Origin of the sequence: Pseudomonas sp. ES4 (genome assembly GCF_050586665.1) — a bacterium.
Classification (GTDB): Bacteria; Pseudomonadota; Gammaproteobacteria; order Pseudomonadales; family Pseudomonadaceae; genus Aquipseudomonas; species Aquipseudomonas frederiksbergensis.
On the sequence record NZ_JBOBDO010000001.1, the window covers coordinates 169,343 to 190,167 of the forward strand.

Below are 20,825 nucleotides of genomic sequence, written 5' to 3' on the forward strand. Positions count from 1 at the left end.
GGATTTACGCCTTCTTCTGGTGTTGAACCAAAGCTGCTTTAACGAAACCGCTGAACAACGGGTGACCGTCGCGTGGTGTCGAGGTGAACTCAGGGTGGAACTGGCAAGCGACGAACCATGGATGATCCGGAGCTTCAACCACTTCAACCAGCGCGCCATCACCGGAACGGCCAGTGACTTTCAGGCCAGCCTCCATGATTTGCGGCAGCAGGTTGTTGTTCACTTCGTAGCGGTGACGGTGACGCTCGACGATCACGTCCTTGGCGTAGCAATCGTGCACCAGGGAACCCTGCTCCAGCAGGCAATCCTGAGCGCCGAGGCGCATGGTGCCGCCCAGATCGGACGTTTCGGTACGGGTTTCGACGGCGCCGGTGGCATCTTCCCACTCGGTGATCAGCCCCACGACCGGATGGCCGCTGGCGCGATCGAACTCGGTGGAGTTGGCGTCTTTCCAGCCCAGCACGTTACGAGCGAACTCGATCACGGCCACTTGCATGCCCAGGCAGATACCCAGGTACGGAACCTTGTTTTCGCGAGCGAATTGAACGGCAGTGATCTTGCCTTCCACGCCACGCAGACCAAAGCCACCCGGTACCAGAATCGCGTCGACACCTTCCAGCAGCGCAGTGCCCTGGTTTTCGATGTCTTCGGAGTCGATGTAGCGCAGGTTGACCTTGGTGCGGTTGCTGATGCCGGCGTGACTCATCGCTTCGATCAGCGACTTGTAGGCGTCCAGCAGTTCCATGTACTTGCCGACCATCGCGATGGTGACTTCATGCTCAGGGTTGAGCTTGGCATCGACCACGGCTTCCCACTCGGACAGATCGGCGCCGCCACATTGCAGGCCGAAACGCTCGACAACGAAATCATCCAGGCCCTGGGAGTGCAGGATGCCCGGGATCTTGTAGATGGTGTCGGCGTCTTCCAGCGCAATCACCGCACGCTCTTCAACGTTGGTGAACTGAGCGATCTTGCGACGCGAGGAGATGTCGATCGGGTGATCGGAACGGCAAACCAGCACGTCAGGCTGCAGGCCGATGGAACGCAGTTCCTTGACCGAGTGCTGGGTAGGCTTGGTTTTGGTTTCACCGGCAGTGGCGATGTAGGGCACCAGTGTCAGGTGCATCAGCATCGCGCGCTTGGCGCCGACTTCGAAACGCAATTGACGGATCGCTTCGAGGAACGGTTGCGATTCGATGTCACCCACGGTGCCACCGATCTCGACCATGGCCACGTCGGCATCGCCGGCGCCCTTGATGATCCGGCGCTTGATTTCGTCGGTGATGTGCGGGATCACCTGAATGGTGGCGCCCAGGTAATCACCACGGCGCTCTTTGCGCAGGACGTGTTCGTAGACACGGCCGGTGGTGAAGTTGTTGTTCTGGGTCATGGTCGTGCGGATGAACCGCTCGTAGTGGCCCAGGTCCAGGTCGGTCTCGGCGCCGTCGTGGGTGACGAACACTTCACCGTGCTGGAACGGGCTCATGGTGCCCGGGTCAACGTTGATGTACGGGTCCAGCTTCAGCATGGTGACCTTAAGTCCCCGCGCCTCCAGGATGGCCGCCAATGAAGCCGATGCGATGCCTTTCCCCAATGAAGAAACAACACCGCCCGTGACGAATATGTAGCGCGTCATGAAAAACCCTAGAAGTCTGCGTTAAAGCGGTCCGAGCCGCCGGGGAAAGCGAAGGAAGGCCGAAGCCCCCGATCACCTGCATTAATCACAGTGCACCTTTCAAAAAAACCGCCGCGTTGGGACAGACCGGAAGATGAAACACCGGTAGGTTGCTCGCTACACATTTTTTGGAATCGCCCAGCAAAGACTGCTTGGTAATCGGCAACTCCTGCAATTCAGGCGAATCCACAGAAGTTGTATCAAGAAGGGAGCGTAGTCTACCGGAAAGCCCCTTTCAGCTCAAACCTAGATCTTCGTGCGGTGGCTGCCAATGCAAATTCCAACGGTCCTTTGCATTGCCATCCAAGCCCCGCAGGTTGGCCACCGCCAGCAATTGCTCGCCTCGATAGAGCAGCGGCAATCTGCCACGGACAAATCCCGGCACGCCGCTTTCATTGAGCAATCGCTTCAGATCGCGATGGCCGCGACCGGGTAAATTCATCACCTCACCTCCCTCACGATAGCGGATATGCAGCAGGCCATCGGGGATTTGACCGGTGAGTGTGAGCACGCCGTTATCCGGCAACACCAGTGATACCGAGGGCTCAGCCCAAGACACCGGGGATGGCGGAGTGCGCAGCCAGCCACCTGACAACCACCAGAGACGCCCACCCGCGCGATGCAACTCACCCGCCGCCAGCCGCCAGAGCGGACGCGCATCGCCGGTCGCATCGCGCACATTCTCCCAACCCGACCAATGGTCACTGTCCGGCAAGGTCGTCAGCGGTTTGAGCCAATGACTCAGCGCATTGCGCTGACGTGCATCAGACAGTTTCTCCAGCAGTGCCAACTCCAGCGACGGCAAACCCAACCAATCGAAATCACTGGCGGTGCTGGCGTGGGCCAGATCGATTTGCGCCAATTCGTCGAGCAATCCCTGCGCTTCGCTCAGATGCGCAGCGCTGCGCGCCATGGTCGCCACCGCTTGCGGCCAGCGCGCGGTCAGTACGGGGAACACTTGATGACGCAGATAATTGCGTGAGAACTGGTGGTCCTGGTTCGACGGATCCTCGATCCAGCTCAACTGATGCTCAGTCGCGTAGGCTTCAAGCTCGGCGCGAGTGATATTGAGCAACGGTCGCAACAGATGCCCCCGCCCCAATGGACGCTCGCTTGGCATCCCCGACAACCCCCTCACCCCTGCCCCACGCAACAGTCGAAACAACAAGGTTTCCGCCTGATCGTCACGGTGCTGGGCGGTCATCAACACCTCATTGGCTTGAGTCGCCTCGATGAACGCGGCATATCGCGCATCCCGGGCTGCACGCTCGATACTGGCGCCGGGTTGAACCTGCACACGAACAACCTGCAGCGGCACCCCCAGCGCATCACAGACCGACTGACAATGATCCGGCCACGCATCAGCCGCCGCTTGAAGGCCGTGATGAACATGGATGGCGCTTAGCGTCGGCAGGGATTCGGTTTTCGCGAGGTGTACAAGAAGGTGCAGCAGGACGGTGGAGTCGAGACCACCGGAGAACGCGATGCGCCAGGTTGTAGCATTGCGCCACGGTTTCAGATTCAGCAACAACTTGGCAGGCAAATCAATCATTGGCCGACTCATAGCGTTCCCTTTACACAAAACAAATGTGGGAGCGAGCCTGCTCGCGATAGGGGCATAACAACCAACAGATTAGTTGAATGTTAAGCCGCCATCGCGAGCGGGCTCGCTCCCACATGGGTATAGCGAGGTCAGATCAGAGACCGTAGCTCATCAGGCGCTCGTAACGGCGAGCCAACAGCGCTTCGTTATCGAACTTCTTCAGCATCGCCAGTTGCGAACTCAGTTCTGCACGGATCGATGCAGCCGCAGCCGCCGGATTACGGTGCGCGCCGCCCAAAGGCTCGCTGATCACTTTATCCACAATACCCAGGCCTTTCAGGCGCTCGGCGGTGATGCCCATGGCCTCGGCTGCGTCCGGCGCTTTCTCGGCGGTCTTCCACAGAATCGAGGCGCAACCTTCCGGCGAAATCACCGCGTAGGTCGAGTACTGCAGCATGTTCAGTTGATCGCAAACACCGATCGCCAGAGCACCGCCAGAACCACCCTCACCGATCACGGTGGCGATGATTGGGGTTTTCAGGCGAGCCATGACGCGCAGGTTCCAGGCAATCGCTTCGCTCTGGTTGCGCTCTTCAGCGTCGATACCTGGGTAAGCGCCCGGGGTGTCGATGAAGGTCAGGATTGGCATCTTGAAGCGTTCGGCCATTTCCATCAGGCGGCACGCCTTGCGGTAGCCTTCCGGACGCGGCATGCCGAAGTTGCGGCGAACTTTCTCGCGAACTTCACGGCCTTTCTGGTGACCGATGATCATCACCGGCTGGTCGTCCAGACGGGCAATGCCGCCCACGATCGCAGCGTCGTCGGAGAAGTGACGGTCGCCGTGCAGTTCGTCGAACTCGGTGAAGATATGTTCGATGTAGTCCAGGGTGTATGGACGTTTCGGGTGACGCGCCAGACGCGCGATCTGCCAGCTGGTCAGCTTGCCGAAGATGTCTTCGGTCAGCGTGCTGCTTTTGTCCTGCAGGCGGGAGATCTCATCGCCGATATTCAGCGAATTGTCATTACCGACCAAGCGCAACTCTTCGATCTTGGCTTGCAGGTCGGCGATCGGCTGTTCGAAATCTAGAAAATTCGGGTTCATAGGCGTCCGTCTTGGGTCGACATCCAAGAGAGCTTGGGCCGGCCGGTTGTCTATTCGCGCCCTACCTTAAGGGAGAGGCGCGTTCAGGTCGAGATTAAAAATTCAGGTCGAGATCAGGCGCGTCTATTGCACCTGACCGTCAACGGTATTGGAGGAAGACGTTGTCTCGCCCGAACTGGTCACGCAGGGCTTGAATCAAGGCATCCGCCGGGTCGATCCGCCAGGTCTCGCCGAACTGCAGCAAGGCCTTCGCATCGGGACTGGTGTATTCCATGGTGATCGGGCACGCGCCACGGTGACGCTTGAACAACTCACCGAGCCAGCGTAGCTGATCGCCTTTCAAATCCTGGGTCTGCAGCTTCAAGCGCAGGCTTTCGGCCAAATTGGTGCGCGCATCTTCCATGCTCATCACCCGCTTGACGCGCAGCCGCAGCCCACCGGAGAAATCATCGTTGCTGACTTCGCCTTCGACCACCACCATCGCGTCGGTCTGCAACAGCGACTGCGCCGAATGGAATGCTTCGGCGAACAGCGACGCTTCGATCCGGCCCGAACGGTCGTCGAGGGTGATGAAACCCATCTTGTCGCCCTTTTTGTTCTTCATGACTCGCAGGGCGATGATCATGCCCGCGACGGTCTGGGTATCACGGGCCGGTTTCAGGTCGATGATGCGCTGACGGGCGAAACGGCGGATCTCACCTTCGTATTCGTCGATCGGGTGACCGGTCAGGTACAGGCCGAGGGTATCTTTCTCCCCCTTCAGGCGCTCCTTGAGGGTCAGCTCCTTGGCCTTGCGGTGATTGGCGTAGACATCGGCGTCTTCTTCTACGAACAGACCGCCAAACAGGTCGACATGACCGCTGTCATGGGTACGCGCGGTTTGTTCGGCCGCCTTGATCGCCCCTTCCATGGCATTCAGCAAAACCGCCCGGTTGCGGTCGATATTGGCCTGATAGGCTTTCTGCTCGTCATGGAAGTAAGGGCCCAGGCGATCCAACGCACCGCTGCGGATCAAACCGTCCAAGGTGCGCTTGTTGATACGCTTGAGATCGACGCGGGCGCAGAAATCGAACAGATCCTTGAACGGACCTTCCTGACGCGCCTCGGTGATGGCTTCCACCGGACCTTCGCCCACCCCTTTGATCGCGCCGAGGCCGTAGATAATCCGGCCTTCGTCATTCACCGTGAACTTGAACTCCGAAGTATTCACATCCGGCGCGTCGAGACGCAGCTTCATGGTGCGAATTTCTTCGATCAAGGTCACGACCTTGTCGGTGTTGTGCATATCCGCTGACAGTACCGCGGCCATGAACGGCGCCGGGTAGTGCGTTTTCAGCCAGGCGGTCTGGTAGGACACCAAGCCATAAGCGGCGGAGTGGGATTTGTTGAAGCCGTAACCGGCGAACTTTTCTACCAGGTCGAAAATGTTGCCGGCCAGGTCGGCGTCGATATTGTTGGTCTTGCAACCGTCAATGAAACCGCCGCGCTGCTTGGCCATTTCTTCGGGTTTTTTCTTACCCATGGCTCGACGCAGCATGTCCGCGCCGCCGAGGGTGTAACCGGCCATGACCTGGGCAATCTGCATCACCTGTTCCTGATACAGGATGATGCCGTAAGTCGGTGCCAGAACCGGTTTGAGGCCTTCGTACTGGTAGTCCGAGTGCGGGTACGCGAGTTCGGCGCGACCGTGCTTACGGTTGATAAAGTCGTCCACCATGCCCGATTGCAACGGGCCCGGACGGAACAGGGCCACCAGTGCGATCAAGTCTTCCAGGCAGTCGGGCTTGAGCTTTTTGATCAGCTCTTTCATGCCGCGCGACTCGAGCTGGAACACCGCGGTGGTTTCGGCTTTTTGCAGCAACTGGTAGGTCGGCTTGTCATCCAGCGGGATGAACGCGATATCCAGCGGCGGCTCATCGACCTTGGCGCGATCGCGGTTGATGGTTTTCAGCGCCCAGTCAATGACCGTCAGGGTCCGCAGACCGAGGAAGTCGAACTTCACCAGGCCAGCAGCCTCAACGTCATCCTTGTCGAACTGGGTCACCAGGCCGTCACCGGCTTCATCGCAATAAATCGGCGAGAAGTCAGTCAGCTTGGTCGGAGCAATAACCACACCACCGGCGTGCTTGCCGACGTTACGCACAACGCCTTCCAGTTTGCGGGCCATTTCCCAGATTTCGGCGGCTTCTTCATCGACCTTGATGAAGTCACGGAGGATTTCTTCCTGTTCGTAGGCTTTTTCCAGGGTCATGCCGACTTCGAACGGAATCATCTTCGACAGACGATCCGCCAGGCCGTAAGACTTGCCCTGCACCCGCGCCACGTCACGGACCACCGCTTTCGCCGCCATGGAACCGAAGGTGATGATCTGGCTTACCGCGTTGCGGCCGTACTTCTCGGCCACATAGTCGATTACACGGTCACGACCGTCCATGCAGAAGTCGACGTCGAAGTCGGGCATCGATACCCGTTCCGGGTTAAGGAAACGTTCGAACAGCAGGTCATATTCCAGCGGGTCAAGGTCGGTGATCTTCTGCACGTAGGCCACCAGCGACCCGGCACCCGATCCACGGCCCGGACCTACCGGCACGCCGTTGCTCTTTGCCCACTGGATAAAGTCCATAACGATCAGGAAGTAACCCGGGAACCCCATCTGGATGATGATATCCAGCTCGAAGTTCAACCGGTCGACGTAGACCTGACGCTTGGCTTCGTAATCTTCGGTAGTGTCCTTGGGCAGCAGAACGCTGAGGCGATCCTCCAGGCCATCGAAGGAAACCTTGCGGAAATACTCGTCGATGGTCATGCCATCGGGGATCGGGAAGTTGGGCAGGAAGTGAGTGCCCAGCTTCACTTCGATGTTGCAGCGCTTGGCAATCTCGACGGTGTTTTCCAGCGCTTCGGGAATGTCGCTGAACAGCTCGGCCATTTCCTCGGCGCTTTTGAGGTATTGCTGATCGCTGTAATTCTTCGAACGCCGCGGATCGTCGAGGGCGCGGCCTTCACCGATGCAAACGCGGGTTTCGTGGGCGGCGAAGTCTTCCTGCTTGATGAAGCGCACGTCGTTGGTCGCGACCAGCGGCGCACCGATTTTTTCAGCCAGGGCCACGGCGCCATGCAACTGTTCTTCGTCATTGGGGCGGTTGGTGCGCTGGATCTCCAGATAGAAACGATCCGGGAACACGGCCATCCATTCGCGCGCCAGGTTTTCCGCTTCGGCCGGGTTGCCGCTGAGCATCGCCAGGCCGATCTCGCCTTCTTTTGCCGCCGACAGCATGATCAAGCCTTCGCTGGCTTCGGCCACCCACTCGCGCTCGATGATGACCGAGCCATTGCGCTGGCCGTCGATGAAGCCGCGGGAAATCAGTTCGGTGAGGTTGCGATAACCCACGGCGTTCATCGCCAGCAGGCTGATCCGGCTCAGGGCGTTATCCGGATCCTTGTTCGACAGCCACAGGTCGGCGCCACAGATCGGCTTGATCCCGGCGCCCATGGCGGCTTTATAGAATTTGACCAGGGAACACATGTTGTTCTGGTCGGTGACCGCTACGGCAGGCATGTTCATGCCGACCAGGGTCTTGACCAGCGGTTTGATCCGCACCAGACCGTCGACCAGGGAGTACTCAGTGTGCAGGCGTAGATGAACGAATGAAGCCGGCATAGTGATCCTGTCTAGAAACTAGAAACGTGAAGACAACAAGGCCCGGATTGTACCGGGCCTTGGCAAAAACATCAGCCTTGCGACTAACTCTCGATCAGGTTTTCCCGCGCCTCGTAAGCCAGGCGTACCGGGGCGAACGAGCGGCGGTGAATCGGCGTCGGCCCCAGGCGGGCCAGCGCCTCCAGGTGAACGGGCGTCGGGTAGCCTTTGTGGCCACCGATACCGTAACCCGGGTAAATCAATTCGAACGCTGCCATCTCGCGGTCGCGGCTGACCTTGGCCAGAATCGACGCTGCAGCGATGGCCGGTACCTTGCCGTCGCCCTGCACCACCGATTCGGCACGCATGGACAGTTTCGGGCAACGGTTGCCGTCAATCATCGCCAGTTTCGGCTGAATGTGCAGCCCTTCGACGGCACGCTGCATGGCCAGCATGGTGGCGTGCAGGATGTTCAGGTCGTCGATTTCTTCTACTTCAGCGCGGGCGATATACCAACTCAAGGCCTTTTCGCAGATTTCGTCGTAAAGCGCTTCACGGCGAGCCTCGGTGAGCTTCTTCGAGTCGTTGAGGCCCAGGATGGGGCGGCTCGGATCGAGGATCACTGCCGCCGTCACCACCGCACCACACAGCGGGCCGCGACCGACTTCATCGACACCCGCCACCAGATCTTCAAGCTCATCGACTAGCATAAAATCCAGGCCCATCTGCTTGCTTGCTTTGCTCATTATGCTCTGCCAATCAGGTTCAGTACCGCGTCTGCTGCCTGATTGGAGGCGTCCAAGCGCAGGGTTCGGTGGATTTCGTCAAAGCCTCGGGTCTGTTCCTGGCCACCTTCAATCAGTGGCGACAGGGTTTGGGCCAAAGCCTCTACCGTCGCATCGTCCTGCAACAACTCCGGCACCAGCAGGCGCTGGGCCAGCAAATTCGGCAACGAGATGTAGGGACTCTTCACCATCCGCTTGAGAATCCAGAACGTCAGCGGTGCCAAGCGATAAGCGACCACCATCGGCCGCTTGTATAACAATGCTTCCAGCGTAGCGGTGCCCGAAGCAATCAACACGGCGTCGCAAGCAGCCAGGGCCAGGTGGGATTTACCGTCGAGCAAGGTCAGCGGCAGATCGCGACCGGCCAGCAGCTCTTCAAGCTGGGCCCGGCGCTGCGGGCTCGCGCATGGCATGACGAAGCGTACGCCCGGACGCAGGGCCCGCAAGCGCTGGGCGGTATCGAGGAACAGCGCACCAAGGCGCCCAACCTCACCGCCACGGCTGCCCGGCATCAGGGCGACCAGCGGCCCTTCCGGCAAGCCAAGTTCGGCCCGAGCGGCGGAACGATCGGCCTCCAGCGGGATAGCGTCAGCCAGTGAATGCCCGACAAACCGCACCGGCACGCCCTTCTCTTCATAGAATTTCGCTTCGAACGGGAACAGCGTCAGCATCAGATCGCAACCTTCGCGAATCTTCAGCACCCGTTTCTGCCGCCAGGCCCAAACCGACGGACTCACGTAATGTACGGTCTTGATGCCGGCCTGACGCAGCTTGAGTTCGATATTGAGGTTGAAGTCCGGGGCATCGATACCGATGAACACGTCCGGCTTCTCGGCGATCAGGTCGGCAACCAGCTTTTTGCGGCGTGCCAGCAACTCGCGCAACCGGCCCAGCACTTCCACCAGGCCCATGACCGAAAGACGTTCCATCGGGAAATACGAAGTCAGGCCTTCGGCCTGCATCAGCGGACCGCCGACACCGATGAACTCGACTGCCGGGTGCTGTGCCTTGAGTGCGCGCATGAGACCCGCGCCGAGAATGTCGCCGGAAGCCTCACCCGCCACCAGCGCTATACGCAGATTAGCCATGATTAACGAGTGATGCCGCGGGTCGAAGACTGGATGGAATCACGAAACACCGCGACTTCCGGGAACTGATCCGAAGGTTCGGCCAGCTCGGCGAGTGCCTGTTCAACCGTCAGGCCCTGGCGATAAACCACTTTGTAGGCACGACGCAGAGCGTGGATCGCATCTTCGCTGAAACCGCGACGACGCATGCCTTCGAAGTTCATGCTGCGGGCTTCGGCCGGGTTGCCGAACACCGTGACGTACGCCGGGACATCCTTGCCGATTGCGGTGCCCATACCGGAAAAACTGTGGGCGCCGATATGGCAATACTGGTGAACCAGGGTAAAACCGGACAGGATCGCCCAGTCTTCAACGTGCACATGGCCCGCCAACGCGGTGTTGTTGACCAGGATGCAGTGGTTGCCGATGACGCTGTCGTGGCCGATGTGGGCATAGGCCATGATCAGATTGTGATCGCCCAAGGTCGTTTCAGCACGATCCTGGATGGTCCCACGGTGAATCGTCACGCCTTCACGGATGACGTTGTGGTCACCAATGACTAAGCGAGTTTCTTCACCCTTGTATTTCAGATCGGGCGTGTCCTCGCCTACCGAAGAAAACTGGTAGATGCGGTTGTGCTTTCCGATTCGGGTCGGGCCTTTGAGAATCACATGCGGCCCGATCACTGTCCCCTCGCCGATTTCCACACCTGCACCGATGATCGACCAAGGGCCGACCTCGACGCCGTCGGCCAGGATAGCCGCCGGATCGATGATTGCGCGAGGGTCAATCAAACTCATAGTTTGCGTTCCGCGCAGATGATTTCAGCAGAGCAGACTGGCTTGCCATCGACCGAAGCCTGGCACTCGAACTTCCAGATCTGGCGCTTGCAGCTGATGAAGCGGGCTTCGAGGATCAACTGATCGCCTGGGGTGACGGGCTGGCGAAAGCGCAGCTTGTCGGAGCCGACGAAGTAGTAGAGCGTACCGTCGGCAGGCTTCACATCGAGCATTTTGAAGCCAAGGATGCCAGCAGCCTGAGCCATCGCTTCGATGATCAATACGCCCGGCATGATTGGATGCGCAGGGAAGTGACCATTGAAGAAAGGTTCGTTGATGCTGACATTCTTGTAGGCGCGAATGCGCTTGCCTTCCACATCCAGATCCACGACCCGGTCCACCAGCAGGAACGGGTAACGGTGAGGCAGGTATTCGCGAATCTCGTTGATGTCCATCATTTCGGGGGGAAGCCTATGTAAAGATTGGGAGGCGCGACTGACGCGCACCCCTCTAGCAAATCAAGGAGGCAGTCTAGCGGCTGTGCACACTTGATATGGAAATGGTATCAGCCATCAGATGAAGCATTACCGTCAGGGGTCACGTCCCCTACACGCTTTTCCAGCTGTCGCAGACGCCGCGCGATGTCATCGAGCTGACGGATACGGGCCGCGCTTTTGCGCCATTCGGCCGCCGGTTGCATGGCCGTACCGGAAGAATAGGAACCCTTTTCGGTAATCGAGTGGGTCACCATGGTCATCCCGGTGATAAAAACGTTGTCGCAAATTTCGATATGCCCCACCAGCCCTACACCACCGGCGAGCATGCAATGCTTGCCGATTTTGGTGCTGCCGGAGATCCCCACGCACGCGGCCATGGCGGTGTGATCACCGACCTGGACGTTGTGGGCGATCTGAATCTGGTTGTCGAGTTTCACCCCGTTACCCAGAACGGTATCGGCCAGCGCACCGCGATCAATAGCGGTATTCACGCCGATCTCAACGTCGTCACCGACCAGCACACCACCGATCTGGGCGATCTTCTGCCAGACACCTTTCTCGTTGGCAAAACCGAAACCTTCGCCACCCAGTACGGCACCGGATTGAATCACTACCCGCTTACCGATGCGTACGTCGTGATACAGCGTGACTCGCGGGGCCAACCAACCGCCCTCGCCAATCTCGCAGCGGGCACCGATGAAGCAGTGCGCGCCAACGGTCACCCCCGCTGCAATTCGTGCGCAGCTTTCGATCACCACGAACGCGCCAATGCTCGCTGCTGGATCGACCACTGCATCCGGCGCTACAACAGCTGTCGGATGAACACCGGCAGCGGCCTTTGGCTTGGGATCGAACAGATGGGAAATCCGCGCGTAGGCCAGGTACGGATCAGGCACGACCAGCGCATTACCTGCAAAACCTTCAGCGTCAGCGGCCTTCAGCAACAGGGCTGCGGCCCGGCTGTCAGCCAGGTATTTACGGTATTGGGGGTTTGCGAGAAAGCTCAACTGAGCTGGGCCAGCCTCTTGCAAAGTGGCTAGCCCAGAAATTTCTTTCTCCGGGTCGCCACGCAGTGTGGCGCCGAGGAACTCGGCCAATTGGCCGAGCTTTATAGTCGCTGTCATGGTTACTTCAGCTGATTCATGCGCTCGATAACCTGGCGAGTGATGTCGTACTGAGGCTTGACATCAATCACTGCGCCACGCTCGAAGACCAGGTCAAAAGCACCTTTCTTGATGACTTCTTCCACAGCGCTGTCCAGTTTCGGCTTGAGCTGTTTCAGCATTTCACGGTCGGCAACGGCTTTGGCTTCGTTCAGTTCCTTGGACTGGAACTGGAAGTCACGGGCCTTTTGCTTGAACTCGAGTTCCAGGCGTTCACGCTCACCTTGCTGCATCTTGTCGCCGCCAGCCATCAGACGGTCCTGGATACCCTTGGCGCTGCTTTCCAGTGTCTTGAGCTTGGTCAGCTGTGGGCCGAACTTCTTCTCGGCATCAACGGCATACTTCTTGGCCGCATCGGATTCCAGCAGAGCCATCTGATAGTTCAGAACGGCGATTTTCATGTCGGCAAAAGCCGGACCTGCGACCAGTACGGTCGCCAGGAGAACCAATTGAGTCAACTTACGCACGATGCACTCCTACAAAATCCATTGTCGTTATCTTGGGTCAGACGCTTAGAACGTCTGGCCGAGGGAGAATTGGAACACTTGAGTCTCAGCGTCATCCGGTTTCTTGACCGGCATGGCCAACGCGAAGCTCAAAGGACCCAGCGCGGTAACCCAGGTCACGCCGATACCGACGGAGCTGGCCATGTTGCTCAGGCTGATGTCGTTGCACTGCGTATTGGACTTCGAACCGTCAGCGTTCCTGGTCTCTTTGCACGTCGAATCGAACACGTTACCCACGTCCCAGAATACCGAAGTACGCAGGGAACGCTGATCCTTGACGAACGGCAGTGGGAACAGAACCTCAACACCGCCCTGGATCAGGACATTACCACCGAACGGCAGCGGATCCTGATCCGGGTCAAACGACGTACCCGGGTTTTTACCGGTACTTGGTGTACTGCGAGGCCCCAGAGTGCTGTCCTTGAAGCCACGAACCGAGTTGAAACCACCAGCATAGTAGTTTTCATAGAACGGCAAGCCATCGGTAGAACCATAACCATCGCCATAGCCCAGCTCGGTGTGCAGGCGCATGGTGTAGTTTTCGGACAATGGCTGGAACAACTGGCCACGGTAATCGAGCTTGAAGAACGACAAGTCGCTGCCAGGGGTGGTGGTTTCCAGAGTCAGGCTCTGGGAACGACCACGGGTCGCCAGTACGCCTTTGTTCAGGGTGGACTCGGACCAACCGGCCGAAGCCTTGAAGTTCAGGTAGTTGTCGCCTTCCTTGTTAACGAAGTCGAAGATCTCGTCAACGGTGTATTGACCGGTCTTGATCTTGTCTTGTTGCGCAGTCAGGCCGAAGGTCAGACGCGAAGTCTCGCTGATCGGGTAACCGACGCTCACGCCAGCACCCAGGCTGTCTACGGCATAGCTGGCAACATCGACGTCGAGGTCGTCGTAGTCAGTGGTGCGATAGAACGCGTTGTAACCCAGGCTGACGCCATCAGCAGTCCAGTACGGGTCGACATAACCGAAGTTATAACGGCTCTGGTATTCACTGCGGGTCAAGCCGACGCTGACCTTGTTACCCGTACCCAGGAAGTTGTTCTGGGTGATCGAACCGCCGAGGATCAAACCGGCGCTCTGGGCAAAACCGACGCTGGCGGTAATCGAACCGGAGGCCTGTTCTTCAACGCTGTAGTTCACGTCTACCTGGTCGTCGACGCCCGGCACGGCCGGTGTTTCGACGTTGACTTCCTTGAAGAAGCCCAGACGTTCAAGACGGGTCTTGGATTGGTCGATCAGGTAGGTCGAAGCCCAGCCGCCTTCCATCTGACGCATTTCGCGGCGCAGCACTTCGTCCTCGGACTTGGTGTTGCCACGGAAGTTGATGCGGTTCACGTAAGCACGCTTGCCCGGATCGACGGCGAATGTAATGTCGACGGTGTTGTCTTCATCGTGCGGCTGAGGCACGCCATTGACGTTGGCGAAGGTATAACCCTCGTTACCCAGGCGGCGGGTAATCAGTTCGGATGTGGTGGTCATCAACTTGCGCGAGAACACCTGGCCTTTCTGCACCAGCAGCAGGGACTTGACCTGGTCTTCAGGGACTTTCAGGTCGCCGCTCAGCTTGACGTCACGGACGGTGTACTTCTCGCCCTCATTGACGTTGACGGTGATATAGACGTGCTTCTTGTCCGGGGTGATGGACACCTGGGTCGAAGCGATATCCATGTTGATATAGCCACGGTCCAGGTAGTAGGAACGCAGACGCTCCAGGTCACCGGAAAGTTTTTCACGAGCGTACTTGTCATCGTTCTTGAAGAACGACAGCCAGTTGGTGGTCTTGAGCTCAAACAGGTCGATCAGGTCTTCTTCAGGGAAGACGGTGTTACCCACCACGTTGATGTGCTGGATGGCAGCAACGGTGCCTTCGTTGATATTGACCTTCAACGCAACGCGGTTACGCGGCTGCGGCACCACTTCGGTGTCAACGGTGGCCGAGTAGCGGCCTTGAGCGACGTATTGACGCTGCAGCTCGTTACGCACACCTTCGAGGGTGGCGCGCTGGAAGATCTCGCCTTCGGCCAGACCGGATTGCTTGAGCCCTTTCATCAGGTCTTCAGTGGAGATCGCCTTGTTACCCTCGATCTCGATACTGGCGACCGACGGGCGCTCGACTACAGTAATGACCAGGACGTTGCCATCGCGGCCCAGCTGGATATCTTGAAAGAAACCGGTTTTGAACAACGCACGAGTGGATTCCACCAGGCGACGATCATCCGCCTGTTCACCGACGTTCAACGGCAAAGCACCAAAGACGCTACCCGCGGAGACCCGCTGGAGGCCATTGACGCGAATATCAGAGATAGTGAAGGACTCGGCGTGAACTTCGGCGATCATCAATACGGTGAGAACCGCAGTTAGCAGCAGACGTTTCATGAAGTCCTTTCTTATTCCAACTGGCAATAAACAAACTGCCGCAAAATGCGGCAGATTCGCAATTCAGCGAAGCGTTACAGTCGGCCCAGATCATTGACAAGAGCAAGCAACATCACCCCGATCACCAAACTGATACCGATCTGTATCCCCCAACCCTGCACCCGATCCGACAAGGGGCGACCACGCGCCCACTCGATCAGATAAAACAACAAATGCCCCCCATCCAGTACAGGAATGGGCAACAAATTCAGAACTCCCAAGCTAATACTCAGATAAGCAAGGAAATTCAGGAAATCAGCGACACCCGACTGGGCAGAAGCGCCCGCCACTTTAGCAATGGTTATCGGTCCACTCAAGTTTTTTACCGAGAGCTCACCGAACAACATTTTCTTGAGCGAATCGAGGGTCAGTACGCTCATGGTCCAGGTGCGTCGAGCACCCTCCCCAATCGCGGCCACAGGACCATAACTAACTTCGCGAATCATCTCTGGCGGCCAATCAACAGCCTTCACCCCAGCCCCTAGATAACCACTGGGTGCCTTCTTTTCGCCGCGAGCGGCCAGCGTCACTGGGGCGTCGATTTGAGCACCATCGCGCTCGACGCGCAGCATGATTTTGGTATCAGGGTGCATACGGACTATGTCCACCACCTGTTGCCAGTCATCTAGTGGCTTGCCGTCCAGGGCCAACAGTCGGTCACCGGTCTTCAGGCCAGCAGCCTGCGCCGGGCCTTTCGGGTCAAGTTCGGCCAGGACCGGCGGCAGTGCCGGACGCCAAGGGCGCAATCCCAGCGAACGAATCGGATCAGGCTCATCGGCACCCTTGAGCCATTTATCCAGCATCAGCTCACGGGGCGAATCCACCGTGGAACCCTGGTCACGGACCAGCAATTGCAGGGAACCGCTCTCCCCAAGACGACGGACCAACTGCAGGTTCACCGCAGCCCAGCCGGAAGTTGGCTCGCCATCGATGGCAATGATTTCCTGACCCGCGCTCAAACCAGCCCTGGCGGCGATACTGCCGGATTCGACTGCCCCAATGATCGGGCGCACTTGCTCGCTGCCGAGCATGGCCAGCACCCAGAAAAAAAACATCGCCAGTAAAAAGTTGGCAATCGGCCCCGCCGACACAATAGCGATACGCTGGCGGACGGATTTGCGATTGAAAGATTGATCAAGCTGATCGGCGGGCACTTCACCTTCGCGCTCGTCGAGCATTTTCACGTAACCGCCCAGCGGGATCGCGGCGACAACGAACTCAGTGCCTTTCTTGTCGTGCCAGCGCAGCAACGGCATACCGAAGCCCACGGAGAAACGCAGCACTTTGACCCCACAGCGACGTGCGACCCAGAAGTGGCCGAATTCGTGGAAGGTGACCAGCACACCCAAAGCCACCAGGGTGCCGACAATCATATAGAGCGCGCTCATCTACTTTCTCCGCAATCCTGTCCAGTGCCGCATGGGTCAACGTATTGCAGCATTTACCGCCCGTGACGACTCAACCATTGTTCGGCCAGTACTCGCGCTTTCGCGTCGGCCGTGAACACTGCCTCGAGATCGCCAACCGCAACCACGGGCTCGATGTTCAACACCTCTTCGATGATACTCGCGATTTCCGGGTAGCGAACCCGCCCGTCGAGAAAGGCCGCGACCGCCACTTCATTCGCCGCGTTCAGCATGGCCGGCGCGCTGTTGCCGGCTTCGGCCGCCTGACGTGCGAGGCGCAGACACGGGAATCGCTCTTCGTCAGGCGCCTGGAAGTCCAGCCGCGCAATTGCAAACAGGTCCAGCGGCGCAACACCCGAATCGATTCGCTCCGGCCAGGCCAGCGCGTTGGCAATCGGCGTGCGCATGTCAGGGTTACCTAACTGGGCCAATACCGAACCGTCGATGTAATCGACCAGCGAATGAATCACGCTCTGAGGATGAATCACCACTTCGACCTGGGACGGCTTGGCATCAAACAGCCAGCAGGCTTCGATCAACTCCAGCCCCTTGTTCATCATGCTGGCCGAATCCACCGAAATCTTGCGCCCCATGGACCAGTTCGGATGAGCACACGCCTGCTCAGGGGAAACATGCACCAGTTCAGCCATAGGTGTCTGTCGGAACGGACCGCCAGAGGCCGTGAGTAAAATCCGACGCACCCCGACGGCACCCAGCCCACGAGCGAAATCCTGAGGCATGCACTGGAAAATCGCGTTGTGCTCGCTATCGATCGGCAGCAACACCGAACCACTCTTGCGCACCGCCTGCATGAACAGCGCACCGGACATCACAAGCGCTTCTTTGTTGGCCAGGAGGATTTTCTTGCCGGCTTCGACCGCCGCCAGAGTCGGTCGCAAGCCCGCAGCGCCAACGATGGCCGCCATGACCGCATCGACCTCAGGGTCGGAAGCAACCTGACACAGGCCCTCTTCACCCACCAACACGCGAGTCGACAGACCTGCGGCACGCAATTCGTCCTGCAAGCCTCGGGCAGCACCCGCCTCAGGCACCACGGCGAACCGCGGCGCATGACGAACGCACAGCGCCAACAGCTCGTTCAGCCGGGTGAAGCCGCTCAAGGCGAAAACCTGATAACGCTCGGGATGACGAGCGATGACGTCAAGCGTGCTCAGACCAATCGAACCGGTCGCCCCCAGGACGGTAATCTGCTGCGGGCGGCTCACGGTGCCGCCATCCACAGCAGCACGGCGAACACTGGAATCGCTGCCGTCAGGCTGTCGATACGGTCCAGCACGCCGCCGTGCCCGGGAAGCAGATTACTGCTGTCCTTGATCCCGGACTGACGCTTGAACATGCTTTCGGTGAGGTCACCTACTACAGAGATAAACACGATGATGGCTGCACCGATCAGACCTTTGAACAGCTGCGCCACCGTCCAGTCCCGAACCAGTCCGACAATGACAGTAATGACCAGACTCACCGCGAGGCCGCCGTAGACGCCCTCCCAGCTTTTGCCGGGACTGACCTGTGGCGCCAGCTTGCGCTTGCCAAAAGCCCGGCCAGAGAAATAGGCACCGATATCAGCACCCCAGACCAGCACCATCACCGCCATGATCAACCAGTTGCCCAAAGGCTCCTGCTTGATCTGGACCAGGCCTTGCCAGGCCGGCAGCAGGATCAGCAGACCGATCATCAGTTTGCAGGCAGCACTGGACCAAAGTTCGCTGGAGCGCGGATACGTCAGCACCAGATAGGTTGCAACGCCCCACCACAGCACCGAAGCACCTAATACCCAAGGCGCGAGCCCAGGCACGACATGCATGACAAACAGCATCAACGCGACCACAGCCGCATAGGCAACGCGGGCCGGCTGTTCAGTGAAACCCGCCAGGCGAGCCCACTCCCATGCACCGAGGGTCACGACCAGCCCGATGAACAGCGCAAAACCGGTGCCTTCGAGCAGGAAAAACCCACCCAAGGCAATCGGCAGCAGGATCAGCGCGGTGATGATTCGTTGTTTAAGCATTAAACCCGGGCTCCAGCCTCGACCTGCTCGCTCGTTTTACCGAAGCGGCGCTGCCGAGAAGCAAAATCGGCCAGCGCGGTACGCATGGCATCGTGTTTGAAGTCCGGCCAGAACAGGTCGGAGAAGTACAACTCGGCGTATGCCAGTTGCCACAGCAGGAAGTTACTGATGCGGTGCTCGCCACCGGTACGGATGCACAAGTCCGGCAACGGTAAATCGCCGGTAGCCAGACAGGTTTGCAACAGTTCCGGGGTAATGTCTTCCGGACGCAGGTGCCCGGCCTGAACTTCCCGAGCCAGACGTTGTGCGGCCTGCGCGATATCCCACTGCCCACCATAGTTGGCAGCGATCTGCAGGACGAAGCGATTGGCGCCCGCCGTCATTGCCTCGGCTTCACGCATGGCTGCCTGAAGCTCTGGGTGAAAGCGCGAACGATCGCCAATGATGCGCAAACTGATGTTGTTCTCGTTCAGGCGCTTGGCCTCGCGACGCAATGCCTTGAAGAACAGATCCATCAAGGCGCTGACCTCGTCGGCCGGGCGCTGCCAGTTCTCGCTGGAGAAGGCGAACAGGGTCAATACTTCGACCCCGGCCTCGGCGCACACCTCGATTACCGCACGAACCGCATCCACGCCCGCTTTATGACCGGCGACACCCGGCATAAAGCGTTTTTTCGCCCAGCGATTATTACCATCCATGATGATCGCGACATGGCGCGGCACCGCGGACGGCGCAGTCTGCTTTGTCTTATCCATTAAAACGTGACCCTTATACGGCCATCAGGTCTTTTTCTTTCTGCGCCAGATTCGCGTCGATTTCAGCCACGTATTTTTTGGTCAGATCATCGATCTCGCCAGTGGCGCGACGCTCTTCGTCTTCGCTGATTTCCTTTTCCTTGACCAGATCCTTGAGCTGGCTGTTCGCATCACGACGGATGTTGCGCACCGCAACACGAGCATCTTCAGCGACATCGCGAGCCTGCTTGGTGAAGCCCTTGCGGGTTTCTTCGGTCAGGGCCGGCATGGAGATCAGCAGCAATTCACCCAGGTTGGTTGGGTTGAGGTTCAGACCCGCGCTGCCGATGGCTTTGTCGACGGCACCTAGCATATTGCGCTCAAAGGCAACGACTTGCAGGGTACGCGCATCTTTGACGGTGATGTTCGCGACCTGCTTGATCGGGGTGTCGGAGCCGTAATACGGCACCATCACGCCTTCCAGAATGCTTGGGTGCGCCTGGCCAGTACGAATACGGCCGAAGTTGTGCATCAGCGACTCGACGGATTTTTTCATGCGCTCTTGAGCGTCTTTCTTGATTTCGTTGATCATTGTTGGCCTTCCTCGATCAGGGTCCCTTCAGCGCCGCCATGCACGATATTCAGCAGGGCGCCGGGCTTGTTCATGTTAAATACGCGCAACGGCATCTTGTGGTCGCGGCACAGGCAAATGGCGGTCAGATCCATCACGCCCAGCTTGCGATCCAGCACTTCATCGTAAGTCAGATGATCGAACTTCTCGGCATGCGGGTCTTTGAATGGGTCAGCGGTATAGACGCCATCGACCTTGGTCGCCTTGAGCACGACATCGGCATCGATTTCGATCGCACGCAAGCACGCTGCCGAATCCGTGGTGAAGAACGGATTGCCGGTACCGGCCGCGAAAATCACGACTTCCTTGGCGTTCAAGTGGCGCATGGCTTTGCGGCGATCATAGTGATCGGTTACGCCAACCATGGAAATGGCCGACATCACGATGGCCGAGATATTGGCACGTTCCAGCGCATCGCGCATGGCCAGGGCGTTCATCACAGTGGCCAGCATGCCCATGTGGTCACCGGTGACCCGATCCATGCCGGCCGCGCTCAGCGCTGCACCGCGGAACAGGTTACCGCCGCCGATCACCAGACCGACCTGAACGCCGATGCCGACCAGTTGGCCGACTTCCAGCGCCATGCGATCCAGAACTTTCGGATCGATCCCGAACTCTTCCGAGCCCATCAGGGCCTCGCCGCTAAGCTTGAGTAGAATGCGTTTATAGCGAGCCTGATAACCACTGCCCTGCTGAGCCATTGCGAATCTCTCCTGCGGCGTATTTTAAAAATTCTTTGCGAGCTGTTTACAGCTGGCGTTCACTCTAACTTGGCGCTGCTTCAGCGCCATCGGAACATGGCTTTGTAAGCCAGTTCCAAAGGGAAACCAATTAAAAATTGGTGCCC

General features: G+C 58.6%; 17 protein-coding genes. All 17 read right to left on the reverse strand.

The features are described from left to right. Nucleotides 1-4 precede the first annotated feature (4 nt). Nucleotides 5-1,636, reverse strand: coding sequence for a CTP synthase (locus tag ACQ4OB_RS00725; protein ID WP_074879667.1), 1,632 nt, complete (start codon nucleotides 1,634-1,636; stop codon nucleotides 5-7). A 274-nt stretch (nucleotides 1,637-1,910) separates the two neighbouring features. Continuing rightward, nucleotides 1,911-3,239: a tRNA lysidine(34) synthetase TilS gene (tilS, locus tag ACQ4OB_RS00730; RefSeq protein WP_430954960.1), complete on the reverse strand. Its 1,329-nt coding sequence runs from the start codon at nucleotides 3,237-3,239 to the stop codon at nucleotides 1,911-1,913. 133 nt (nucleotides 3,240-3,372) lie between these two features. Further along, a complete protein-coding gene (locus ACQ4OB_RS00735; protein ID WP_008154040.1) occupies nucleotides 3,373-4,320 on the reverse strand; it encodes an acetyl-CoA carboxylase carboxyltransferase subunit alpha in 948 nt (315 codons plus the stop codon). A 139-nt stretch (nucleotides 4,321-4,459) separates the two neighbouring features. Further along, a complete protein-coding gene (gene dnaE / locus ACQ4OB_RS00740) occupies nucleotides 4,460-7,981 on the reverse strand; it encodes a DNA polymerase III subunit alpha (protein WP_033056286.1) in 3,522 nt (1,173 codons plus the stop codon). A gap of 83 nt (nucleotides 7,982-8,064) precedes the next feature. Then, nucleotides 8,065-8,706 carry a ribonuclease HII gene (rnhB, locus tag ACQ4OB_RS00745; protein ID WP_074879676.1) on the reverse strand — a complete coding sequence of 214 codons (642 nt, stop codon included), beginning with the start codon at nucleotides 8,704-8,706 and terminating at the stop codon, nucleotides 8,065-8,067. Continuing rightward, the gene (gene lpxB / locus ACQ4OB_RS00750) at nucleotides 8,706-9,833 is read right to left on the reverse strand and encodes a lipid-A-disaccharide synthase (protein WP_074879677.1); all 1,128 of its coding nucleotides are present in this window, start codon (nucleotides 9,831-9,833) and stop codon (nucleotides 8,706-8,708) included. Before lpxB ends, rnhB begins: the two co-directional genes overlap by 1 nt. Nucleotides 9,834-9,835: 2 nt before the next feature. Then, nucleotides 9,836-10,612: an acyl-ACP--UDP-N-acetylglucosamine O-acyltransferase gene (lpxA, locus tag ACQ4OB_RS00755; RefSeq protein ID WP_074879681.1), complete on the reverse strand. Its 777-nt coding sequence runs from the start codon at nucleotides 10,610-10,612 to the stop codon at nucleotides 9,836-9,838. Next, nucleotides 10,609-11,049, reverse strand: a complete 441-nt coding sequence (gene fabZ / locus ACQ4OB_RS00760) for a 3-hydroxyacyl-ACP dehydratase FabZ (RefSeq protein ID WP_008154051.1) — start codon at nucleotides 11,047-11,049, stop codon at nucleotides 10,609-10,611. Before fabZ ends, lpxA begins: the two co-directional genes overlap by 4 nt. Nucleotides 11,050-11,156: 107 nt before the next feature. After that, entirely contained in the window at nucleotides 11,157-12,212 is a 1,056-nt protein-coding gene (lpxD, locus tag ACQ4OB_RS00765) for a UDP-3-O-(3-hydroxymyristoyl)glucosamine N-acyltransferase (protein WP_074879684.1), read from the reverse strand. A gap of 2 nt (nucleotides 12,213-12,214) precedes the next feature. Further along, the gene (locus ACQ4OB_RS00770) at nucleotides 12,215-12,718 is read right to left on the reverse strand and encodes an OmpH family outer membrane protein (RefSeq protein WP_008028980.1); all 504 of its coding nucleotides are present in this window, start codon (nucleotides 12,716-12,718) and stop codon (nucleotides 12,215-12,217) included. Nucleotides 12,719-12,763: 45 nt separating this feature from the next. Further along, nucleotides 12,764-15,139, reverse strand: a complete 2,376-nt coding sequence (gene bamA / locus ACQ4OB_RS00775; protein ID WP_074879687.1) for an outer membrane protein assembly factor BamA — start codon at nucleotides 15,137-15,139, stop codon at nucleotides 12,764-12,766. 74 nt (nucleotides 15,140-15,213) lie between these two features. Further along, nucleotides 15,214-16,566: a sigma E protease regulator RseP gene (gene rseP, locus ACQ4OB_RS00780; protein WP_102615580.1), complete on the reverse strand. Its 1,353-nt coding sequence runs from the start codon at nucleotides 16,564-16,566 to the stop codon at nucleotides 15,214-15,216. A gap of 53 nt (nucleotides 16,567-16,619) precedes the next feature. Continuing rightward, nucleotides 16,620-17,810 (reverse strand): 1-deoxy-D-xylulose-5-phosphate reductoisomerase, encoded by a 1,191-nt coding sequence (ispC, locus tag ACQ4OB_RS00785; protein WP_074879690.1) that lies wholly within the window; start codon nucleotides 17,808-17,810, stop codon nucleotides 16,620-16,622. Further along, nucleotides 17,807-18,613 (reverse strand): phosphatidate cytidylyltransferase, encoded by an 807-nt coding sequence (locus ACQ4OB_RS00790; RefSeq protein ID WP_074879693.1) that lies wholly within the window; start codon nucleotides 18,611-18,613, stop codon nucleotides 17,807-17,809. Before ACQ4OB_RS00790 ends, ispC begins: the two co-directional genes overlap by 4 nt. Next, entirely contained in the window at nucleotides 18,613-19,368 is a 756-nt protein-coding gene (gene uppS / locus ACQ4OB_RS00795; protein WP_074879695.1) for a polyprenyl diphosphate synthase, read from the reverse strand. Before uppS ends, ACQ4OB_RS00790 begins: the two co-directional genes overlap by 1 nt. Nucleotides 19,369-19,381: 13 nt before the next feature. After that, on the reverse strand, nucleotides 19,382-19,939 hold the full coding sequence (gene frr, locus ACQ4OB_RS00800; protein ID WP_074879698.1) for a ribosome recycling factor: 558 nt from the start codon (nucleotides 19,937-19,939) through the stop codon (nucleotides 19,382-19,384). After that, on the reverse strand, nucleotides 19,936-20,679 hold the full coding sequence (gene pyrH, locus ACQ4OB_RS00805; RefSeq protein WP_003172271.1) for a UMP kinase: 744 nt from the start codon (nucleotides 20,677-20,679) through the stop codon (nucleotides 19,936-19,938). The genes frr and pyrH overlap by 4 nt, the downstream gene beginning before the upstream one ends. Nucleotides 20,680-20,825: the final 146 nt, after the last annotated feature.